The 21,393-nt window shown below is 62.9% G+C and carries 20 protein-coding genes and 1 riboswitch; of the genes, 12 read left to right on the top strand and 8 right to left on the bottom strand.

Going from position 1 to position 21,393, the window contains the following annotated elements:
• Positions 1–114 precede the first annotated feature (114 nt).
• From dapC to Q8L25_RS14495, 7 genes are all read left to right on the top strand, one after another.
• On the top strand, positions 115–1,344 hold the full coding sequence (dapC, locus tag Q8L25_RS14525; protein ID WP_308925488.1) for a succinyldiaminopimelate transaminase: 1,230 nt from the start codon (positions 115–117) through the stop codon (positions 1,342–1,344).
• A gap of 13 nt (positions 1,345–1,357) precedes the next feature.
• Positions 1,358–2,185 carry a 2,3,4,5-tetrahydropyridine-2,6-dicarboxylate N-succinyltransferase gene (gene dapD, locus Q8L25_RS14520; RefSeq protein WP_308925487.1) on the top strand — a complete coding sequence of 276 codons (828 nt, stop codon included), beginning with the start codon at positions 1,358–1,360 and terminating at the stop codon, positions 2,183–2,185.
• A gap of 113 nt (positions 2,186–2,298) precedes the next feature.
• On the top strand, positions 2,299–3,855 hold the full coding sequence (locus Q8L25_RS14515; RefSeq protein WP_308925486.1) for an FAD-dependent monooxygenase: 1,557 nt from the start codon (positions 2,299–2,301) through the stop codon (positions 3,853–3,855).
• 127 nt (positions 3,856–3,982) lie between these two features.
• The gene (locus tag Q8L25_RS14510) at positions 3,983–4,336 is read left to right on the top strand and encodes an ArsC family reductase (RefSeq protein WP_308925485.1); all 354 of its coding nucleotides are present in this window, start codon (positions 3,983–3,985) and stop codon (positions 4,334–4,336) included.
• Positions 4,337–4,339: 3 nt separating this feature from the next.
• Positions 4,340–5,476, top strand: a complete 1,137-nt coding sequence (gene dapE / locus Q8L25_RS14505; RefSeq protein WP_308925484.1) for a succinyl-diaminopimelate desuccinylase — start codon at positions 4,340–4,342, stop codon at positions 5,474–5,476.
• Positions 5,477–5,530: 54 nt separating this feature from the next.
• Complete coding sequence (gene prmB, locus Q8L25_RS14500) at positions 5,531–6,421, top strand: 50S ribosomal protein L3 N(5)-glutamine methyltransferase (RefSeq protein WP_308925483.1); 891 nt, start codon at positions 5,531–5,533, stop codon at positions 6,419–6,421.
• 103 nt (positions 6,422–6,524) lie between these two features.
• Entirely contained in the window at positions 6,525–8,516 is a 1,992-nt protein-coding gene (locus Q8L25_RS14495; protein WP_308925482.1) for an ATP-binding cassette domain-containing protein, read from the top strand.
• Between the two features lie 37 nt (positions 8,517–8,553).
• Here Q8L25_RS14495 and Q8L25_RS14490 read toward each other — a convergent pair whose 3' ends face one another.
• Complete coding sequence (locus tag Q8L25_RS14490) at positions 8,554–9,027, bottom strand: chemotaxis protein CheW (protein WP_308925481.1); 474 nt, start codon at positions 9,025–9,027, stop codon at positions 8,554–8,556.
• 174 nt (positions 9,028–9,201) lie between these two features.
• Here Q8L25_RS14490 and arfB point away from each other — a divergent pair, with 174 nt between their 5' ends.
• Entirely contained in the window at positions 9,202–9,600 is a 399-nt protein-coding gene (gene arfB, locus Q8L25_RS14485) for an alternative ribosome rescue aminoacyl-tRNA hydrolase ArfB (RefSeq protein WP_308925480.1), read from the top strand.
• On the opposite strand, the gene Q8L25_RS14480 is transcribed toward arfB, so the two are convergent.
• Both Q8L25_RS14480 and Q8L25_RS14475 read right to left on the bottom strand, forming a co-directional pair.
• On the bottom strand, positions 9,597–11,468 hold the full coding sequence (locus tag Q8L25_RS14480) for a flagellar assembly protein A (protein ID WP_308925479.1): 1,872 nt from the start codon (positions 11,466–11,468) through the stop codon (positions 9,597–9,599). The two genes, arfB and Q8L25_RS14480, sit on opposite strands and share 4 nt — an antisense overlap.
• Before the next feature lie 147 nt (positions 11,469–11,615).
• Positions 11,616–12,002: a hypothetical protein gene (locus tag Q8L25_RS14475; protein WP_308925478.1), complete on the bottom strand. Its 387-nt coding sequence runs from the start codon at positions 12,000–12,002 to the stop codon at positions 11,616–11,618.
• A gap of 264 nt (positions 12,003–12,266) precedes the next feature.
• Here Q8L25_RS14475 and ompR point away from each other — a divergent pair, with 264 nt between their 5' ends.
• Together ompR and Q8L25_RS14465 are read left to right on the top strand one after the other, a co-directional pair.
• On the top strand, positions 12,267–12,968 hold the full coding sequence (gene ompR, locus Q8L25_RS14470) for a two-component system response regulator OmpR (RefSeq protein WP_232730910.1): 702 nt from the start codon (positions 12,267–12,269) through the stop codon (positions 12,966–12,968).
• A gap of 16 nt (positions 12,969–12,984) precedes the next feature.
• Positions 12,985–14,340 (top strand): ATP-binding protein, encoded by a 1,356-nt coding sequence (locus Q8L25_RS14465; protein ID WP_308925477.1) that lies wholly within the window; start codon positions 12,985–12,987, stop codon positions 14,338–14,340.
• Here Q8L25_RS14465 and Q8L25_RS14460 read toward each other — a convergent pair.
• Both Q8L25_RS14460 and Q8L25_RS14455 read right to left on the bottom strand, forming a co-directional pair.
• Positions 14,321–14,797, bottom strand: coding sequence for an Imm26 family immunity protein (locus Q8L25_RS14460; protein WP_308925476.1), 477 nt, complete (start codon positions 14,795–14,797; stop codon positions 14,321–14,323). The genes Q8L25_RS14465 and Q8L25_RS14460 overlap by 20 nt on opposite strands.
• A gap of 89 nt (positions 14,798–14,886) precedes the next feature.
• Positions 14,887–15,192 (bottom strand): hypothetical protein, encoded by a 306-nt coding sequence (locus Q8L25_RS14455; RefSeq protein ID WP_308925475.1) that lies wholly within the window; start codon positions 15,190–15,192, stop codon positions 14,887–14,889.
• Between the two features lie 143 nt (positions 15,193–15,335).
• On the opposite strand from Q8L25_RS14455, the gene Q8L25_RS14450 reads away from it, so the two are divergent.
• Complete coding sequence (locus Q8L25_RS14450; RefSeq protein ID WP_308925474.1) at positions 15,336–16,493, top strand: iron-containing alcohol dehydrogenase; 1,158 nt, start codon at positions 15,336–15,338, stop codon at positions 16,491–16,493.
• A gap of 36 nt (positions 16,494–16,529) precedes the next feature.
• Here the strand turns inward: Q8L25_RS14450 and Q8L25_RS14445 are convergent, their stop codons facing one another.
• A complete protein-coding gene (locus tag Q8L25_RS14445; protein WP_374694299.1) occupies positions 16,530–17,651 on the bottom strand; it encodes an ISAs1 family transposase in 1,122 nt (373 codons plus the stop codon).
• 169 nt (positions 17,652–17,820) lie between these two features.
• Positions 17,821–17,918, top strand: a riboswitch (TPP riboswitch).
• Between the two features lie 83 nt (positions 17,919–18,001).
• Between Q8L25_RS14445 and Q8L25_RS14440 the strand changes: the two genes are divergently transcribed.
• Entirely contained in the window at positions 18,002–20,185 is a 2,184-nt protein-coding gene (locus tag Q8L25_RS14440; protein ID WP_308925473.1) for a TonB-dependent siderophore receptor, read from the top strand.
• Here the strand turns inward: Q8L25_RS14440 and Q8L25_RS14435 are convergent.
• The gene (locus Q8L25_RS14435) at positions 20,182–20,715 is read right to left on the bottom strand and encodes an ATP-binding protein (RefSeq protein WP_308925472.1); all 534 of its coding nucleotides are present in this window, start codon (positions 20,713–20,715) and stop codon (positions 20,182–20,184) included. The two genes, Q8L25_RS14440 and Q8L25_RS14435, sit on opposite strands and share 4 nt — an antisense overlap.
• Positions 20,712–21,323, bottom strand: a complete 612-nt coding sequence (gene pnuC, locus Q8L25_RS14430; RefSeq protein WP_308925471.1) for a nicotinamide riboside transporter PnuC — start codon at positions 21,321–21,323, stop codon at positions 20,712–20,714. Before pnuC ends, Q8L25_RS14435 begins: the two co-directional genes overlap by 4 nt.
• Positions 21,324–21,393 lie beyond the last annotated feature (70 nt).

Below are 21,393 nucleotides of genomic sequence, written 5' to 3'. Positions count from 1 at the left end.
CCAGCGCCCGGCATGCGGAACAGTCAGGGCGGCTATAATGGAATGCTTGATCGCTGTCATTTTTGCAGAGAGCAAGCTGTCTACATTATCCCCACTCTTGTCTTGGTCCGCTCCGTGAATCCACTTCTTGCCAAACTGCAACCATATCCCTTTGAAAAGCTGCGCCAGCTGTTTGCCGGCGTTGCTGTCAACCCAGATTACGCGCCCATCAGCCTGGGCATGGGCGAACCGAAGCATCCGACCCCAAGCTTTATCGAGCAGGCGCTGGTCGACAATATCGCGGGCCTGGCCAGCTACCCGACCACCATCGGCTCGGAAGCGTTGCGCGGCGCGATTGCCGGCTGGCTTGCGCGCCGCTACGACATTCCCGCGCTGAACCCGGCCACGCAGATCCTGCCCGTCAACGGCTCGCGCGAAGCGCTGTTCGCGCTGGCGCAGACCGTGATCGATCCAAGCGCCGGCTCGCTGGTGATCAGCCCGAACCCGTTCTACCAGATCTACGAAGGCGCGGCCTACCTGGCCGGCGCCGAGCCGTATTTCGTCAATTCAGATCCGGCGCGCAACTTCGGCTGCGACTACGACAGCGTGCCCGCGTCCGTCTGGGAAAAAGTCAAGCTGCTGTTCCTGTGTTCGCCGGGCAACCCGACCGGCGCCGTGCTCACCCTGACCGACTGGGAACATCTGTTCGCCCTGTCCGAGCGCTACGACTTCGTGATCGCCGCCGACGAATGCTATTCCGAGATCTACCATGGCGACACGGCGCCGCTGGGCGCGCTGCAGGCGGCGCACATGCTGGGCCTGTCCACCGTGGAGCGCCCCTATGCGCGGCTGGTGGTGTTCTCCAGCCTGTCGAAGCGCTCCAACGTGCCCGGCATGCGCTCGGGTTTTGTCGCCGGCGACGCTGAAGTCCTGAAAAAATTCCTGCTTTACCGAACCTACCACGGCGGCGCCATGAGCCCTTCCGTGCAGGCGGCCTCCATCGCGGCCTGGAACGACGAAACCCATGTCGAGGAAAATCGCGCAAAGTACCGCGCCAAGTTTGACGCCATCACCCCGCTGCTGCAGACGGTGATGGACGTGCAGCTGCCCGACGCCGGCTTTTATTTGTGGGCCGACGTCAGCCGTACCGGCCTGAGCGACACCGAGTTCGCACAGCGCCTGTACGCCGAATATAATGTGACGGTATTGCCTGGCAGTTACCTCGCGCGCGACGCGCACGGCATCAATCCGGGCCGCAACCGCATTCGCATGGCCCTGGTGGCCGAAACCGCCGAAGGGCTGGAAGCGGCCCGGCGCATAGTAAAATTCTGCCAGCAGCTTTCCGCATCCGCAACAACCAACTAGACAAGACATCATCATGAGCCAACAACTGCAAAACATCATCGACCAGGCCTGGGAAAACCGTGCCGAGATCAATCCACGCAACGGCGCCGCCGAACTGCGCGACGCCGTCGGCCACGTCATCAATGGCCTGGACAACGGCAGCATCCGCGTGGCCGAAAAAACCACCGGCGACTGGGTCGTCAACCAGTGGGTCAAGAAAGCCGTGCTGCTGTCGTTCCGCCTGGAAGACAACGTCGTGCTGCCATCCGATGGCACCATGCAGTTCTACGACAAGGTCCCGACCAAGTTCGCCAACTACACCGCCGAAGACTTCGCCAAGGGCGGCTTCCGCGTGGTGCCACCGGCTGTTGCCCGCCGCGGCTCCTTCATCGCCAGGAACGTGGTGCTGATGCCGTCCTACGTCAACATCGGCGCCTACGTCGATGAAGGCGCCATGGTCGACACCTGGGCCACCGTCGGCTCCTGCGCGCAGATCGGCAAGAACGTCCACCTGTCCGGCGGCGTCGGCATCGGCGGCGTGCTGGAACCGATGCAGGCGAACCCGACCATCATCGAAGACAACTGCTTTATCGGCGCCCGTTCGGAAATCGTCGAAGGCGTGATCGTCGAAGAAAACTCGGTCATCTCGATGGGCGTGTATATCGGCCAGTCGACCAAGATCTACGACCGCGCCACCGGCGAAGTCACCTACGGCCGCGTGCCGGCCGGTTCCGTCGTGGTCTCGGGCAACCTGCCTTCGGAAGACGGCAAGTACTCGCTGTACTGCGCCGTGATCGTCAAGCGCGTCGATGCCAAAACCCGTGCAAAAACGGGCATCAACGAGTTGCTGCGCGGTATCTGATAACGGCGCCGCAAGGCGCTTGAGCCGGCCCGAATGTCCCGCCCCGTGCGGGACATTTTCATTTTGCGGCGCGTTTTCTCTCTGCCGTCGCAAACCTGTCCTATACTGGATGGATGAACACCTCCCAGGTTCTGATCGTCGGCGCCGGCCCGACCGGCCTCATGCTTGCCTTGCGGCTGGCCCGCCATGGCGTGGCGTTTCGCATCATCGATAAAAACAGTGGCCCGGGCGAAGCTTCGCGGGCCATGGCCGTGCATGCGCGCACCCTGGAGTTTTACCAGCAGATGGGCTTTGCCGATGAGCTGGTGCAACTGGGCATTAAAATCGGGGCCATGCATATCCACGAGGAAGGCAGGCAGCTGGCCAGCCTGCCGCTGGGGGAGATCGGCGCGGGGCTCAGCCCCTACCCGTTCGTGCTGAGCCTGCCGCAAGATGAACATGAATTGTTTTTGATCGGCAAGCTGGCGCGGGCCCATGTCGAAGTCGAATGGAATACCACGCTCGACAGCTGGGTGCAGGTCGACAGCGAAGTGCAGGCGACGCTCACCAAAAACGGACAACCCCAGCATGGCGTGTTCGACTACCTGTGCGGCTGCGACGGCGCCCGCAGCACCGTGCGTGACGTCGCCGGCATCGCGTTTTCCGGCGGCACCTATGACCACCGCTATTACGTGGCCGACGCCGAGGTGGCGGGCGGCAATATCGACCTGCATGCGCACCTGGGCGCCAACGCCTTTGCGCTGATGCTGCCGGTGCGCACCAGCGGCATGCAGCGCCTGATCGGCATCCTGCCCGACCGCCCGGACGGCGCGCCCGCGCCGGTGTTTGACGACGTGCGCGGCGAGGTCGAAAACTTGCTGAACATCCGGGTGAACCTCGTCAACTGGTTTTCCACCTACCGCGTGCACCACCGCGTTGCCGCACAGTTTCGCCGGCGCCGCTGCTTTTTGCTCGGCGATGCGGCCCACGTGCATAGTCCGGTCGGCGGCCAGGGCATGAATACCGGCCTCGGCGACGCCGTCAACCTGGCCTGGAAGCTGGCGAAAAAACTGCATGGCCAGGCCGGCGACGCCCTGCTTGATACTTACGAAAGCGAGCGCATCGGCTTTGCCCGCAGCCTGGTGACCACCACCGACCGCGCGTTCCGCGCCATTGTCGCGCAAGGCGCGGCCGGGCGCCTGCTGCGCCGCTGGCTGGTGCCGCATGCCCTGCCCTATCTGTCCGGCTTCCAGCGCGCGCGCCGCCTGCTGTTCAAGACGGTATCGCAAATCCAGGTCCGCTATGAAGACAGCGCCCTGTCCGGCGGCCACGCCGAGCACCTGCGCGGCGGCGACCGCCTGCCATGGCTATCTGACGGCATGCAAGACAATTTCATCGCCCTGCGCAGCATGGACTGGCAGCTGCATATCTACGGCGAGCCGGCGCCCGAGCTGCTGCACGAAGCGCGCATCCTGAAACTGCCCGTACACTGCTACACCTTCAATGCGGCCGCCAGGCAGGCCGGCCTGGGCCGCGACTGTGCTTACCTGGTACGTCCGGACGGCCATATCGCGCTGGCGCTGCAGCTGCAGGAGAGCGGCGCCATGCGTGCCTTGGCCTTGCGGCTGGGACTGGATTTCAGCGCAGCAAGCCAACCGGGGATGGCGCCACCGCGCAACGAACAAGCTTGACAGAAGCTGTGTTGCAGCGCCGCATCGCCGCGCAACGACTGTATAATGACGGCCAACCGCGCGAACTTGCATATGCGCAAGCATCGCGATCAAGCAATCCGCAGTCCATCCCCTGGCCCGACCCACTATGACCATCACACTCTACGGCATCCCCAACTGCGATACCGTCAAAAAAGCCCGTACCTGGCTCGATAGCCATCAGCACGCCTTTACCTTTCACGACTTCAAGAAGCACGGCCTGGAACGGGCCACCGTCGAGCAGTGGCTGACGCAATTGCCGTGGGATGTGCTGGTCAACAAGAAGGGCACGACCTGGCGCGCTCTTTCCGACGAGCGCAAGGCGGGCATTGTCGACGCCGCCAGTGCGCTTGACCTGATGCTGGAAAACCCATCCATCATCAAGCGCCCCGTGCTGGACCGCGACGGCCAGTTCAGCGTGGCGTTTTCCGATGCCCAGTACACCACTCTTTTTGCCGCCTGAGCCATGACCGCCTCGACAACCCTCGCCCTGACCGAAAAACTGATCGCCCTGTCGTCGGTCACGCCCGATGACAAGGGCTGCCAGCAGCACCTGATCGACCTGCTCACGCCGCTCGGCTTCGTGTGCGAAACGATTATCTCGAACGAGGTGACCAATCTGTGGGCGCGGCGCGGCACGGCCTCGCCGGTGTTCGTGTTTGCCGGCCATACCGACGTGGTGCCGACCGGCCCGGCCGAGCAGTGGGCGTCGGCGCCCTTCATTCCCACTCATCGCGACGGCAAGCTGTATGGCCGCGGCGCGGCCGACATGAAGACCTCGATCGCGGCCATGGTGGTCGCCTGCGAGGAATTTATCGCCGCCACGCCGGACCATGCCGGCTCGATCGCCTTTTTGATCACCAGTGACGAGGAAGGGCCGGCCACGGACGGCACCGTCATCGTCTGCGAACAATTGAAGGCGCGCGGCGAAACGATCGATTATTGCCTGGTTGGCGAACCGACCTCGAGCGCGCAGCTGGGCGACATGATCAAGAACGGCCGCCGCGGCTCGCTGTCGGGCCGCCTGACGGTCAAGGGTGTGCAAGGCCATATCGCCTATCCGCAACTGGCGAAGAACCCGATCCACGTGGCGGCGCAGGCGATCGCCGACCTGGTGGCCGAACGCTGGGACGACGGCAACGAGTATTACCTGCCCACCTCGTGGCAGATGTCCAACATCAATGCCGGCACCGGCGCCAACAATGTGATTCCGGGCGCGATGGTGATCGACTTCAATTTCCGCTTTTCCACCGCCAGCACCGCCGACGGTTTGCGGCAGCGCGTGCATGCCATCCTCGACAAGCATGATTTTCAGTACCATATCGACTGGACCCTGAGTGGCCTGCCCTTCCTCACGCCGCGCGGCACCTTGAGCGATGCCTTGTCAAAGGCGATCCTCGAAGAAACCGGCATCAGCACCGAACTGTCGACCACCGGCGGCACCTCGGATGGCCGGTTTATCGCGCAGATCTGCCCCCAAGTGATAGAATTCGGGCCGCCCAATGCAAGTATCCACAAGATCGACGAGCACATCGAACTGCGCCACATCGATCCGCTGAAGAATATTTACCGGCGCACGCTGGAGCATTTGCTGCCCGCCTGACTCACTACCGAGGCCCGTCAAGGCGGGCCAGAACACCGTCTTTTCGAGAATGCCATGACCCCGAATCCGTTTACCACGCCACGCGACCTGCTGCGCTACGCCACCACCCGTTTCAATACCGCCAAGCTGTTTTTCGGCCATGGCAGCGCCGAGGCGTTCGACGAGGCGGCCTATCTGATCCTGCACACGCTGAAGCTGCCGCTCGACAAGCTCGAACCGTTCCTGGACGCCAAGCTGCTGCAATCGGAAGTGGCCGCCGTGATGAACGTGATCGACCGCCGCAGCATCGACCGCGTGCCGGCCGCCTACATCACGCGCGAAGCGTGGCTGGGCACGTATAACTTCTACGTCGACGAGCGCGTGATCGTGCCGCGTTCGTTTATCGCCGAACTGATCCCCGACTACTTTTCACCGTGGGTGCCGGAACCGGAATCGGTGGAAAACATCCTCGAACTGTGCACCGGCTCCGGTTGCCTGTCGATCATGATGGCCGACGCCTTCCCGAGCGCCACGGTCGATGCGGTCGATATTTCGGCCGACGCGCTGGCGGTGGCCAAGCGCAACGTCGACACGTACAAACTGGCCTCGCGCATCAACCTGATCGAGTCCGACCTGTACGCCAACGTGCCAGCCAAGAAATACAACCTGATCGTCAGCAACCCGCCTTACGTCAATTCGCAATCGATGCGCAGCCTGCCGCAGGAATACCTGGCCGAGCCGCAGATCGCCCTGGATGGCGGCAGCGACGGCATGGACCTGGTGCGCAAGATTATCGCCGGCGCGGCCGAGCGCCTGACCGACGACGGCATTCTGATGATCGAGATCGGCAATGAGCGCGAATACGCGGAAGCGGCTTTTGGCGAACTGGGCCTGACCTGGCTGACGACGAGTGCCGGCGACGACATGGTGTTTTTGCTGACGGCTGAGCAATTGAAACTGGTTTGATTGACTAACGCATTACCTACTCAACCCACCAGCAAAGGCCGGGGTCGGACCCTCAGGGTCCGACCCCAGGTGTGCGCCCTTGGGTTAAATCACAAAGAAAAAAATGATACGTTTCCTACAAGTAAGCCTGATGCGCGGCATCAAACCGTTGCTCGAACAAGTCGACGTCACCCTCAACCCGGGCGACAAGATCGGCCTGATCGGTGCCAATGGCGCGGGCAAATCGAGCCTGTTCGCGATGATGCGCGGCGAGCTGCACCCTGACCAGGGCGAAATCGATTTCCCGGCCAAATGGCGCGTGGCTTACGTAGCGCAGGAAACCCCGCCGCTGGACCGCGCCGCGCTCGATTACGCGATCGACGGCGACGCCACCTTGCGCAAACTGGAAGCGGAACTGGCGTACCTGGAATCCCAACCGGAAACCACGGAAAACGGCATCGCCATCGGCAATATGTACAGCGCGCTGGCCGACGCCGACGCCTACACGGTGCAGTCGCGCGGCGAGCAATTGCTGCTGGGCCTGGGCTTTACCCTGGACCAGATGCAGCAGCCGGTGGCCAGCTTCTCGGGCGGCTGGCGCATGCGCCTGAACCTGGCGCAAGCGCTGATGTGCCCGTCCGACCTGCTGCTGCTCGATGAACCGACCAATCACCTGGATCTGGACGCCATCATCTGGCTGGAAGACTGGCTGAAACGCTATGCCGGCACCCTGCTGATCATTTCGCACGATCGCGACTTCCTCGACGAAGTGGTGAACGTGGTGGTGCATATCGACGAACGCAAGCTGAAACGCTATTCGGGCAACTATTCGAGCTTCGAGCGCCAGCGCGCGGCGCAAATGATCCTGGCCGCCGGCGCGCTGGAAAAGCAGCAGCGCAAACGCGCCCACCTGGAGTCGTTCGTGAACCGCTTCAAGGCGCAAGCCTCCAAGGCTCGCCAGGCGCAGAGCCGCATGAAGGCGCTGGCCAAGATGGAAGAGCTGGCGCCATTGCGCGCCGCCGCCGAGTTCTCGTTCGAATTCCGCGAGCCGCTCTCCGCGCCGAATCCGCTGCTGGTGATGGAAGACGTCGATGCGGGCTACAAGATCGAAGATGAAGCGACCGGCGACATCACGCATAAAACCATCGTCAATGGCATCAAGTTTTCGCTGCAGATCGGCCAGCGCATCGGCTTGCTGGGCCAGAACGGCGCCGGCAAATCGACCCTGATCAAGACCATCGCCGGCGAGCTGACGCCGTTGACGGGCGACGCCACCATGGGCAAGGGCCTGAACATCGGCTACTTCGCCCAGCACCAGGTGGAAATGCTGCGCCATGACGAATCGCCACTGTGGCATTTGTCGAAGATCGCGCCGACCACGCGCGAGCAGGAACTGCGCAACTTCCTCGGTGGCTTCAATTTCCCCGGCAATATGGTCACCGCCTCGATCGCGCCGTTCTCGGGCGGCGAAAAAGCCCGCCTGGCGCTGGCGCTGATTGTCTGGCAACGGCCGAATTTGCTGCTGCTCGATGAACCGACCAACCATTTGGACCTGGAAACACGCGAAGCGCTGACCGAAGCGCTGGCCCAGTTCGAAGGCACGCTGGTGGTGGTATCGCACGATCGCCACCTGCTGCGCGCCACCACCGACGAATTTATCATCGTTGCCGACGGCAAGCTGCAGCCGTTCGACGGCGACCTGGACGATTACAAGGACTGGCTGTTCAAGACCAAGCTGGGCAAGGGCACCGACGTGCTGCCGGCGGCCGGCAAGGCCAACAAGACCGATTTCCCGGTGGTCTCTCCTGTCGCGGCCGCCGCGCCTGCCGCCCCCGTACGCGACAAGCGCAAGGAAGCGGAAGACCGTCAGAAAACGGCCGCCCTGCGCAAGCCGATCGAAAACAAGATCAAGCGCCAGGAAGAGCAGATCGCCAAGCGCAATGCGCAAAAGGCGGAAACCGACGCCAAGCTGGGCGAGCCGACCATCTATGACGCCGCCAACAAGGCGAAATTGAAGCAACTGCTGGCCGACCAGACCTTCTTCACCAAGGACCTGGCGCAGCTGGAAGCGGAATGGCTCGATCTGCAGGATCAGCTGGAAAAGCTGGCGGGCTAAGCATCAACAGCATCCCATGAAAGACGGCGCAAGCCGTCTACGCCACCCGCACCGGCTGGCTGGTGCGGATCGCCATCAGCCGGTCGATATCGATCAGGATCAAACGCCGACCCGGCGCCAGGGCCACGCCGATCAGGTAGTCCGCTTCCGCCGCACCGAGGCCCGGCACCGGATGGATATCAACCCTGGACAGGCTGACGACACCGGTCACGGCGTCGACCAGCATGCCCATCACGCAGCTGCTCAGTTGCAAGATGATCACCTCGAGCGCCGGATCGGGCGCCTGCCTGGCCGTGCCGAAGGCGGCGCGCATGTCGACGATGGGGATGATCATGCCGCGCGAGACGGCCACGCCGTGCAGCAGCGCACCGTCCGACGAAAAGCGGTCCAGCTCCCTGAACGGGCGCAATTCGCGTACGCGGCTGTATGGCAGGCCGTAATCGAGTCCGCCGAGGCGAAAACTCAGGTAGTCCGCCGTTTCCGCGGCAGCTGGCGTCGTCGTGGGCTGCATGAGCGTCCTTTCGAGGTTCGGAAGCCTCATGCTAACCAGCTTGCCTGTGCCGGCGTTGTGGAACATCAAATTGCTTGTAGGACACTTCCAGCAAGATCATCATCGTTTGCGCCGGCACATCGCCGCCGCCCTGCCTGGTTTACAATGACTGCCTTATTCCACCGCAGGCTGGCCATGCAACACCTTATCAATCCCGACGAAGTCGAATTGTCCGCCATCCGCGCCCAGGGGCCGGGCGGGCAAAACGTCAACAAGGTGTCGAGCGCCATCCATTTGCGCTTTGCCATCGCCGCCTCGTCGCTGCCGGACGCGTACAAGGAGCGGCTGCTGGCCTTGCGCGACAGCCGCATCAGCAAGGACGGCGTGCTGGTGTTGAAGGCGCAGCAATCGCGCAGCCAGGAACAGAACAAGGAAGAAGCCTTGCGCCGGCTGCAGGAAATCATCGACAGCGTGACCTTCCTGCCGGCCGTGCGGCGCGCCACCAAGCCCACGCGCGGCTCGCAGCGGCGGCGCCTGGACAGCAAGAGCACGCACAGCGCGCTCAAGCAGTCGCGCGGCAAGGTGACGGATTAAATCGTATCGAGTGCTGGCGGACTGTAGGTCCAGTCCAGGCTGCCGCTGCTGTCGGCAAACACCATCTGCGTGACGGGCACGGCGCTGTGCAGCAGGGCCTTGATTTCCTTCGGCCCCAGGTCGTACACCCTGGCCTGTCCGGGCGGCACCACCATCGAACGCACGATGGTGTCGCCGTCGACCAGGCCCAGCACGCAGCGCGACTGGCCGGCCGTCGCGGCGCGCTGCGAGCGGCCTTCGTCGGCCAGCGCCAGCATCTGCGCCTGCAGGATTTCCGACTGTTTCACTTCCACCCGCAGCCGCGCCACTTCCTTGAGCACAGGCGCGATGCGCGCCGCCAGCTTGTCGTATGGCGCCTGCTGGGCTGGCTGCAACACCAGTTCGCCGCGCCGCAACTGGCCTGCCAGGGTCAGGTAGCTGCGCACTTCGGGCAATTGCGCGATGGCGTCGATTTCCTGCTGGCGCTTGCGCTGCATTTGGCCATACTGCGCCGCGCGGGCCACGCTGTCGGCGATTTTCTGTTCCAGCAGGGACAAGTCCGGCACCAGCGGAAAGGCGCGCATTTCGATCTGCTTGCGCGACCCGGCGCTGCCGACGTGGATGGTGCGCGCCGCCACCGCGCAGCCAAGCGCCATCTCGATGACAACCTCATCGGCGATGATGTCGCAATTGCTGGCATGCTCGATCACCACGCGGGTACCGGAAATGACGCAGCTTTCGGCGCGCTGCAGCCGCACTTCGCCGCTGCGCGTCTGGATCACGGCGCCGGACGCCACGCCATCGACGCGGATATCGCCCTGCTCGCTGACCGCCGTGCCGCCGACCAGGTTGCTGTGCAGAATGATGGTGCCGCCCTGCGAATGCAGGCGGCCATATACATGGCCGTGGATGGTGATGTCGCTGCCGTCGAGCTGGCGCTGCTCCTGCACTTCGCCATACTCTTCGTAGGCGGCGCGCAGCTTCAAATTGCCCGTGGTGCGGCTGCTGACGCCTTCGCGGCTGACGATCTTGTTACCGATGGAAATCTTGCCCTGCTCATCGATATTCAGATAGCCTTCCATCGCGGCCACCAGGAATTCGCCGTCGCTGTAGCGTTCGACCAAGGTCCCCTCGCCCGCCACTGTGGCCAGCTCGACTTCCAGCGGTGGCGGCGGCGGCAGGACTGCGCCATCGAGCGCGTGGCCGGGCAGGCCGGGGAAGGACGGCAGCTTGTACAGCAGGCGCGCATGCTTCTTGACTTGCGGGAAACGGTTCTTGAAACTGAGCAGGTCGAGCCGGCCGTTCGAGCGCTCGCGCGGCGCGTCGTTACGGTGGATGCCTTGCGATACCTCCACCAGTTGCGCATCGCGCCCCGGCTGGGGCGGCAAGGCGCGCGCCACCGTGATGCGCTCGGCCTTGCCGGAGGCGATCATGGCGCGCACGACGCCGCTGTCGATGCCGTAGTAGACGCCCTTGGCCCACAGCGCGGCAACCATCTCGTCGAAGTCGCGCACCACCGGCACGCGGCTGTCCTCGCTCGACGGCACGGCTTCGAAATAGCAATCGGCCACCTCGGCGCCGACCTTGATATGTTCGTACAGCTCGCGCCGCAGCGGCGAAAATGGCGCCACGCTGGCGGCGATACGCACCACGGCTTCCCCCTTGGGTGCCATGCGCGGCGCCGGTGCGTGGTACAAGGTCATCAGGAAAAGAGGATAGTCGATGCCAACGAGCAGCATGCCGGACTGGAATAGCTGGTTGACGGCCGAGTGCAGCTGTTCCGGTGTCAGCGACAGGTCAAAAAACACGCCTTCCTTGCGCTGCAACAGGCCTGGCGCAAGGCCGCCAGCCTGGTTGGCGCCAGGCACCGGTGTCTCTTCATTGCTCACTGCATCCCCCAATAGCGAAACTGATCACGTTGCACTGGAACAATATCACGGGGAAGCCCGGCGTGCGTGCCGGGCGAGGCGGGGAAACACAAAAAAATTCAGGCGCAATCCGTGGCCGCGGCAGGCCGCAGGCAGCGCCCGCCGGGCTTAGCGGCGCGGTGGATTGGAATAGATATCCTGGCCGACTTCGTTGATCTGGCGGCGCAGGTCGCGGCGTTCATCGGGGGTCATGCGGCCGGTGCGGCGCGCGGCATCGGCGCCGTCGCCACTACGGCGCTGCTCTTCCACGCGCGTATCGAAACTGCGTGCGTCACGTTGTTCGCGGTTACGGTTATCATTGCTGCGCTGCGGCTGTTCGAAGCGCTGCGATTGCAGTTGCTGCTGGTCGTCACGGCGCGGTGGCTGCTGCGACTGTGCCTGGGCCACGCCACAGGCCAGTACGGCGCACAGGACGAACGAAGACAGCACATGCACGGCAGGTGCGGACGAAGATGCGCTGCGAGCGGTGTGAATTTTTTGGCTGACGATATTCATTGAGTTCCTCTTCCGCAATGCCGTATAAACATAAAGCTGAATTCCACTGTGGCCCCAGTGTATGATGCTTTACACGGTGCAGTAAGAGTAATTGGGTAAAGTTTGTAACAGTATGTAATGGGTCGCGCCAGCCGCTTGCTCATGCTGCGCCAAGCGTTACTATAGCAACTAATGGACGATAACACGACACCCCAAATGACCACAACCTCCACTTCCGGCAGCAATACAACAACGCAAAACATCCATGGCCACCAGGCGAAAATCATGGTGGTGGATGACGATGTCCGCTTGCGCGACCTGCTGCGCCGCTACCTGACCGAACAGGGCTTCAATGTCTTCACGGCCGAGAGCGCCACCGCGATGAACAAATTGTGGCTGCGCGAACGCTATGACCTGCTGGTGCTCGACCTGATGCTGCCTGGCGAAGATGGCCTGTCGATCTGCCGCCGCCTGCGCGGCGCCGGCGACCAGACGCCGATCATCATGCTGACAGCCAAGGGCGAAGACGTGGACCGCATCGTCGGCCTGGAAATGGGCGCCGATGATTACTTGCCGAAACCATTCAATCCACGCGAACTGGTGGCGCGCATCGGCGCCGTATTGCGCCGCAAGGGTCCCGACGAAATTCCGGGCGCCCCATCGGAAACGCCGCAAACCTTCGAGTTCGGCGACTTCGTGCTGGACCTGGGCACCCGCACCTTGAAAAAGAGCGGCGAAACCGTGCCACTGACGACCGGCGAATTCTCGGTACTGAAAGTGTTTGCACGCCATGCACGCCAGCCGCTGTCGCGTGAAAAGCTGATGGAACTGGCCCGCGGGCGCGAATACGAGGTATTCGACCGCAGCCTGGACGTGCAGATCTCGCGCCTGCGCAAACTGATCGAACCCGATCCGTCGAGCCCGCTTTTCATCCAGACCGTGTGGGGCCTGGGCTACGTTTTCATTCCGGACGGACAGCCGCGCTGATCGCTGGCGAGGCTAGATGAAACTTGTTCCCGATATCAGCCTGGCGCGGCTGAAAAGCGGCCTGTTCTGGCGCACGTTTTTGCTGCTTGGCACCTTGACCACCGTCAGCATGATCTCCTGGATCGGCATGATTTCCGTGATCCAGCGCGAACCGCAGGCGCAGCAGATTTCCGCCCAGGTCATTTCCGTGGTCACCATCACGCATGCGGCGCTGACGCACTCGGCGCCCGAGCTGCGCCGCGAGCTGCTGTTCGACCTGGTCAGCAATGAAGGCATCCGCATCTTCCCGCTGGAGGAAGACGACCGCATCGATCCGCCGCCCGACAACTACCTGATGCCCGACATCGAGGCGCTGGTGAAAGCCAAGCTGGGCCACGACACGCGCTTTTCCGCGCGCGTCAACGGCGTGGCCGGCTTCTGGGTCAGCTTCAAGATCGACGACGACGAATACTGGCTGATGCTGGACCGCGAACGCCTGCGCGGCCTGACGGGCTTCCAGTGGCTGGGCTGGGCCAGCCTGGTGTCGCTGCTCTCGCTGCTGGGCGCAGCGATTATTTCCAGCCTGATCAACTTGCCTCTGTCGCGCCTGACGGTGGCCGCGCGCGCGATTGCGCAGGGCAAGCAACCGGCGCCGCTGCCGGAAAAAGGCCCGATCGAAATCATCGAGGCCAACCGCAGCTTCAACCAGATGGTCGACGACTTGCAGCAGGTGGAATCGGACCGCGCGGTGATCCTGGCCGGCATCTCGCACGACCTGCGCACGCCGCTGGCACGCATGCAGCTGGAAGTGGAAATGGCCAACCTGTCCGACGAAGCGCGCGAAGGCATCCAGTCCGATATCGGCCAGATGGACGACATCATCGGCCAGTTCCTCGACTACGCCAAGCCGACCGAAGCGTCGAGCTTTACCGACGTCGACATGAGCGGCCTGCTGGGCGACCTGGCGCGCGAAGCGATGCGCCTGCCCGACGTCAAGCTCACTACCGCGATCGCCGACGGCGCCCACGTGATGGGCAATCCGACCGACTTGCGGCGCGTGCTGAACAACCTGATCGAAAATGCGCGCCGCTACGGCAAGACGCAGGGCAGCGAGTTCACCGAAATCGACATCGCCTGCCAGCTCAAGGGCAGCAATGCTTCGCGCCGCGTGATCATCGACGTGCAGGACCACGGCCCCGGCGTGCCGGCGGAAAAGATCGAGCAGATGCTCAAACCGTTTACACGCCTCGACACGGCGCGCGGCCAGGCGAATGGCGCCGGGTTAGGCCTGGCCATCGTCGACCGCGTGCTGCTGCGCCATGGCGCCGAACTGCAGGTGCGCAACCGCAGCGGCGGCGGGCTGGCGTTCCAGATCAGTTTGCCGGCGGCGTGACCAGCAGCTTGCTCATCAACAATTCCGTCGCGCCATAGCCATACAGCGAATCGCTTTCCAGGCCCGGCGTATCGAAGGGCACGGATTCTTCGCGGTCCAGCTTGGCGGGATCGGCGTCGGCATAGGTGGCGCGCCAGGCGCGCTGCAGCGATTCGTTGCGGCGGATAAACGAGGGCATGGGCCAGGCGTCGCGGTCCCAGTGTTCGCTGTCGCCCAGCATGGTCCAGCGTTCGTTCAGCAAGGCCATGTCACCGGTGCGCAGGCGGCGCACGGCCTGCTCGGGGCGCAGGGTTTCCAACTCGGCCAGCGGCGGCAGCGCGTCGCGTTTCGGGCCGAACATATACGCCAGCATGATGCGGCCGGCAGGCGCCCTGCGCGCCACCACGCCGACCGCATGCCCTCCACCCTGCAAGGGCACGGCAAACCAGCTGCCTTCGCGGTATGGTAAAGACTTCATCAATGTAAACTCCCAAAATCGTATTCGGGACACAGTCTACGCGAGCCCTCACTTCCACGGCGCATGGTACGCCAGTGCCGCGCCCTCGCCTACTCGACTTTTTCGTCGTAATGGAACTGCGCCACGATCGGTCCCGCCTTGAACAGCGCCTCCTTCAGTTCCTTGTCCAGCCGCGCATCGCGCCGGCGCATCCATTCGAACAGCATGGCCGCTTCGCGCCGGCTGGTGTCGCCCGCATGCGCCAGCACGCGGCGCAGCTCGGGATCGGTGCAGGCCTCGAAGCGCTGGCTGTTGAGGTCCAGCGCCTGCAGCGCGGCGACCAGGGCGCCGATGGCGCGGTGCATGTCCAGCGCGGTGGCCGGCAAGCCGGATTCTTCCAGGGGTAGATGGGACATGCTTTTCCTTTGTGTGCGCGGGCGACATGCCTCGATATGCGCTGCATTTTCCACCGCGCGCCGGAAAATCTCAAGCGGCAAACACGCGTGCGGCCATCATCGTCCATAATCAGGCCTCGAACCTCATCAGTATCAGGAGAGCCATGTTCAATTTCGACTTCTACAATCCCACCCAAATCCTGTTCGGCCAGGGCCAGATCGCCGCCATCGGCAAGCTGATACCGCCGCAGGCCAAAGTGCTGATGACCTATGGCGGAGGCAGCATCAAGCAGAACGGCGTCTACGATGAAGTGCGCGCCGCGCTGGCCGGCCACACGGTGCTCGAATTTGCCGGCATCGAACCGAACCCCAGCTATGAAACCCTGATGCAGGCCGTCGCCCTGGTGAAAAGCGAAGGCATCGATTTCCTGCTCGGCGTGGGCGGCGGCTCGGTGGTCGACGGCACCAAGTTCATCGCGGCGGCCGCCCTGCGTGACGGCGAAGCGTGGGACATCCTGGAAAAAGGTGGCAAGATCATCGACGCCGCGCTGCCCTTCGGCACCGTATTGACCTTGCCCGCCACCGGTTCCGAAATGAACGGCTCGGCCGTCATCACGCGCAAGGCCACCCAGGAAAAGCGCTCGTTCATGAGCCGCAAGGTGTATCCGAAATTTTCCGTGCTCGATCCGACCAAAACGTTTACCTTGCCGCTGCGCCAGGTTGGCAACGGCGTGGTCGATGCCTTCGCGCATGTGATGGAACAGTATCTGACCGCCTCCGTCAACGCCTCGGTGCAGGACCGCTTCGCCGAAGGCATCCTGCTGACCCTGATCGAGGAAGGCCCGAAGGCGCTGTCGCACCCGGACGACTACGACGTGCGCGCCAACGTGATGTGGTGCGCCACCCTGGCCCTGAACGGCCTGATCGGCGTGGGCGTGCCGCAGGACTGGTCGACCCACGCGATCGGCCATGAACTGACGGCCTTGTACGAACTCGACCACGCGCAAACCCTGGCCGTGATCCTGCCCAGCATGCTGCGCGTGCGCAAGCAGGCCAAGCGCACCAAGCTGTTGCAATATGCGGCCCGCGTATGGGGACTCGATGGCGGCGACGAGGACGGCCGCATCGAAACGGCGATCGCACGCACCGAATATTTCTTCCGCCATATGGGCGTCAAGACCCGCCTGGCCGACTATGGCCTCGGCCATGACAGCGTCGACGCGGTGATTGCAGCACTGGAAACGCACGGCATGACGGCGCTCGGCGAACAGGGTGAAGTGACCCTGGCCGTCAGCCGCAAGGTGCTGGAACTGAGCTTGTAGAGTGTTGTAAAAGCGCCAGGGCGATTGCATGAAGCATCAGATCGGCAAGCCCAAGACCTTGGCAAGGTAGTCAGCACTCCAGCCGGCTTTTAAGCGTTTGGTGGCGATGCCTACCTTGGTCGACTTCTCATTTTTCAGCAAGTTCAGGGCGATTCGGCGTAGGATGGCGAAGTTTTGTGCTCCTTCGCCGACCCTGATACGGCAATCGTCTTCGCGGAACGCGACGTCGAGAACCCAGTGCATGTTGTTTTCGATACCCCAATGGGCCCGGACGATGTGCGCAAGATGAGCCGCTTTGGCTGCTAGGCTGCTGAGGTAATAGCGCCGCTCGACGCTGGCGGCACCGCTGCTGTTTCTGCCGATGATTTCGCGCCTAGATTCAATCATGATCAGGCTTTGGACGCCGGCCCAGTGCTGGTTTTGCTGGCCCAGCCAGGCAACGTCGTTGGTGACCAGGCAGCGCCGGGTTTCAATGCGCCCGTGGTCCTTTTCAGTGTGGTTGTGATCCCAGAACGGACGATCCAAGGTACCCGCCTCGGCGGCATCGAACCACAACCGTATCGCTTCGGCCAGACTGGGTTGGTTATCCTTTACCCCCAGCACATAGTCGGCGCCGCCAGCGACAATCTTGGCGGCGACATCATGCTGGCACCCCATCGCATCTATCGTGATGACGGCGCCCTTGATGTCCAGCGTGGCCAGCAATTGAGGGATCGCGGTGATCTCGTTGCTCTTGTCGGCGGTCCTCACTTGCCCCAGCGTCAAGCCACTGGCGCTGCTCCATGCCGACACCAGATGAATCGCGCTGTGTTTGCCATCATGGGAGCCGCGCACGCACTTGCCGTCGATGGCAATGTGCTGCCCCGGCAGCGCCGGGCACATCGTCCCCATCCATCTGACGAAACATGCCTCGAACTGCGTCGCATCGAGCAGCGAAAACACCCGCCCGAAGGTGTCGTGCGAGGCGATGCCGTTGGCAAAGGGCAGCTGTTGGCGCAGCCAGTCGAGCTTTGTTTCGCTCCATTCGACAACCGCCGTCCAACTCTCCGCGCCGCTGATGACTGCGCAGATCGCCGCCAGCAGCAACTCGTCGAGTCGATACGGACATTGACGCCCACGCGGGTCGCTCAAGTCATCGAATGCCGCCACCAACGAGATTGGTTCATTTGCCATTTGTCCGTCCAAATATCGAAAGTAAACGCCTTTCTCAATGCGTTTACAAGCAATATTTTCGACCTACGGCCACACCAAGCACTGATGCTTCATGCAATCGCCCTGGTAAAAGCGCCAGCCTGGCAGACAGCGGGCGGCGGTTCATGTTAAGCTACCAATTCGCTAGGGGTCCTGGAGCTGTTATCCGGGTGAGATATACCCTTCGTACCTGATCTGGATAATGCCAGCGAAGGAAAGCGCAAAGTACCTCCCTCCTTTGATAGCTCCTGCGTTGGCGCCAGCCGAACAAGCAGCCTGCCGTTCTCTTCTTGAAGCGGCTTGAACCACGAGCAATCATGTCCACACCGAATCTGTCTGTTTCTATTTTGACCCTGGCCATCGCGCAAGCATTTGCCACGCCGGCCTTTGCGTTTGACGCCGCCAATGCCACCGATGCTGTCGATACCCCGTCCAGCATGGCCGAAGTGATCGTTACCGCCAGCAAGGTACCCAACGCGAAACGCGCCGGCGTCGGCGGCTTTGCCGACGCACCGCTGCTGCAAACGCCGGCCGCCGTCACCGTCATTTCGCAGCAGACCATGCAGGACCTGCAGATCCGCAATACCAGCGACGCCGTGCGCCTCGACGCCAGCATCAACGACGCCTACAACGCGGTCGGCTATGCCGAACAGTTCTCGATCCGCGGCTTCAAGCTCGACAACAATTCCAGCTACCGCAAGGACGGCATCGCGATTCCGGGCGACACGCAAATTCCGCTGGAAAACAAGGAACGCATCGAAGTGCTGAAAGGCCTGGCAGGGCTGCAAGCCGGCATGGCGGCGCCAGGCGGCGTGATCGACTTTATCGTCAAGCGCCCCACCAATGCGCCATTGCGCACCGTCACCGTCGAAGCGCGCGAGCGCGGCACCGTGTATGGCGCCGTCGACCTGGGCGGACGCCTGGAAGACACGCGTTTCGGCTACCGCGTCAACGTGGCCGCCGAACGGCTGCGTTCCTACATCAAGGGCGCCGACGGCAACCGCAAGTTCATCTCGGGCGCGTTCGACTGGCAAATTTCGCCGCAGGCACTGCTGCAGCTGGACGCCGACTACCAAGACAAATCGCAGGTCACCGCCCCCGGCTTCCAGCTGCTGAACAACACCACCCTGCCGACCGGCGTCAGTGCCGACACCCTGCTCAACCTGCAGCCATGGACGCGCCCGGTCGACACCATCACCAGCAACATCGGCCTGCGCTTCCAGTACGCCTTCGACGACAACTGGCATGCCACCATCAGCGCCAACCAGCACTCGTTCAAGCGCGACGACTACACGGCGTTTCCGTATGGCTGCGGCGCACAGGGCCTGTATCCTGGCTTCTGCGGCAATGGCGATTACGACGTGTACGACTACCGCAGCCTGGGCGAAACCAAGAAGCCGCTGAGCGCGCAAGCCATGATTCAGGGCAAGTTCGCCACCGGCAGCCTGCGCCATGAATTCACGGCGGGCGTGGCCACCTTCCGCCGCAAGGACCGCGCCGGCCTGTATACCTACGAAACGCTGGATGGCAACGTCAGCAACATCTACCATCCGGTCATCGTCAGCCCGACCGGCCTGACCTCGGGTCCTGTGCGCGTCACGCGCAACGACAAGGAAAATTCCGTGTTTGTGCAGGACATTATCAGCCTGTCGCCGAACTGGAAGCTGCATGCGGGCCTGCGCCATATCGATGTCGACGGTTTTCAGTATGTGCTGAAGGCCGATCCGAGCGTGGCCGAAGTGCGCGCCAAGCACGCCTTTTTATTGCCGAACCTGGCGCTGGTGTACAACCCGCTCGACAACGTGGCCGTGTATGGTGCCTATTCGCAGGGCATGGAGCACGGCGGCACGGCCGACCGCAAGGCAGCCAATGCAAATGAAGAACTGTCGCCGAGCCGCTCGAAGCAGATCGAGTTCGGCATCAAGGCCGACGTGACGCCGGAGCTGATGCTGGCCGCCAGCCTGTTCCAGATCCGCAAGGGCCTGGAATTCAACCAGCCAGTGACAACCTCGGAGGATAAATTTTACTTCGTGCGGCAGGGACAGGCCCAGCACCGCGGGCTGGAACTGTCGGCGCAAGGGAAATTGTCGCCTGAGCTAAACCTGGGCGTGTCTGTCACGGCGCTGAACAGCAAACAGTCAGGCACGGGAAATGCGCAATACGACGGCAAGCGCGTGCCGAACGTGCCGGCGTTCAAGAGCGCCGTCAACCTCGACTACCGCGTGCCGCAGGTGGCGGGCCTGTCCGTCAACGGCAGCTGGGAATACTCGGGTAAAAAGGCGTTTGAATTCAACAACAACACCTTTGTGCCGTCGTACCACGTGGCCAGCCTGGGCGCCGCCTATGCGCTGCGCCTGGCCGGCAAGCAGGCCGTGCTGCGCGCCACCGTCAACAATGTGTTCGACAAGTTCTACTGGCGCGACGTGACGCCGGAGTCCGACGGCTATCTGTTCCCGGGCGCCAGCCGCACGGTCAAGGTATCGGCGCAGTTCGACTTCTAAGCACTTGAAAGCAGCTGATCGAGCAGCGGCAGGGCTTGTTCCATGCGCTGCTCCAGCTGCCCGTGCAGGATATGATGGGGAATGCGGCGTGTTGCCAGCTCATCGAGCAACTGCCGGTAGATCAGCTGGCGCACGGCTTCCGATTCGCGCTGCAGGCCATCCGCCACCCATGGCGTATCGGGCGCCGTCACCAGGGTCAGGTCGTACTGCGTGCCGGCGGCCAAGGCGGCAAGCTGGGCATCTTCACCGCCAAAATAATGGCGGCTGTACAGCACCGTCATCAGGGGCGTGGTATCGCAGATCAGCACGCCGCGTGCCGATGCGCTGGCCTCGCGTTCGCGCGCGACCTGTGTGCCGGCAATGAAAAATTGATCGCCAGCCACCGGCACCCTGCCCCGCGTTTCGACAAATTCACGCAAATATTCCGGCACCCACACGGTGCCGTGGCGTTCGGCCAAGGCGGCCGCCAGCGTGGACTTTCCCGACGACTCGGCACCCAGTATGGCGACCCGCAACAGCGCACGCGTCATTTGAGGACCATCGCGTCGGGCGCGGCCGGCGCCGCCTTTTTCCAGGCCAGCAGGCCGATGGTGGCCATCACCACGAACACGGCATACAAAATCGCCGTCAAGGTCAGGTCCTTGTAGACGTACAGGCCCACATACAGGATATCAACCACGATCCAGACGATCCAGTTTTCGATTTTCTTGCGCGACAGCAGCAGCTGACCCAGCAGGCTGCCGGCCGTCAGGAAGCCGTCCGCATGCGGCACATCGGTGTCGGTGGACGTCAGCAGCCAGGAAATCAGCAGGAAACCGATCAGCCAGGCGCAGCAGCTGCCCAGCCAGCCGCGTGGCGTGAGCCAGGTGACGGGCAAGGCGGGCGCGCCGCTTGTCGGATGCAGCCATTGATACCAGCCCCAGGCGGAGATGGCGATAAACAGCAGTTGCAGCGCCATGTCGCCATACAGGCGCGACTCGAAAAACACGAAACCGTAGGCGGCCGAGGAGATGATCGCAAACAGCCAGGCCCAGTGGTTCTGCCGAATGTTCAGTGCGACGGTTGTCAGTGCCAGGACAAAGGAAATCAGTTCGAGCGGCGTGGTGGCAAAACCCAGCAGGAGAAGCGTATCGTTCATGAGAATGGGGATGAGGCTGGTGGTGCAGTATGCAATACCAGGCTTGAATAAGCAAGAATCCCCACCCCGA

The sequence above is a fragment of the Janthinobacterium sp. J1-1 genome (assembly GCF_030944405.1).
Taxonomy (GTDB): domain Bacteria; phylum Pseudomonadota; class Gammaproteobacteria; order Burkholderiales; family Burkholderiaceae_D; genus Janthinobacterium.
Note: the sequence above shows the minus strand (reverse complement) of the source record. Positions and strands in the feature narration are given on the sequence as shown.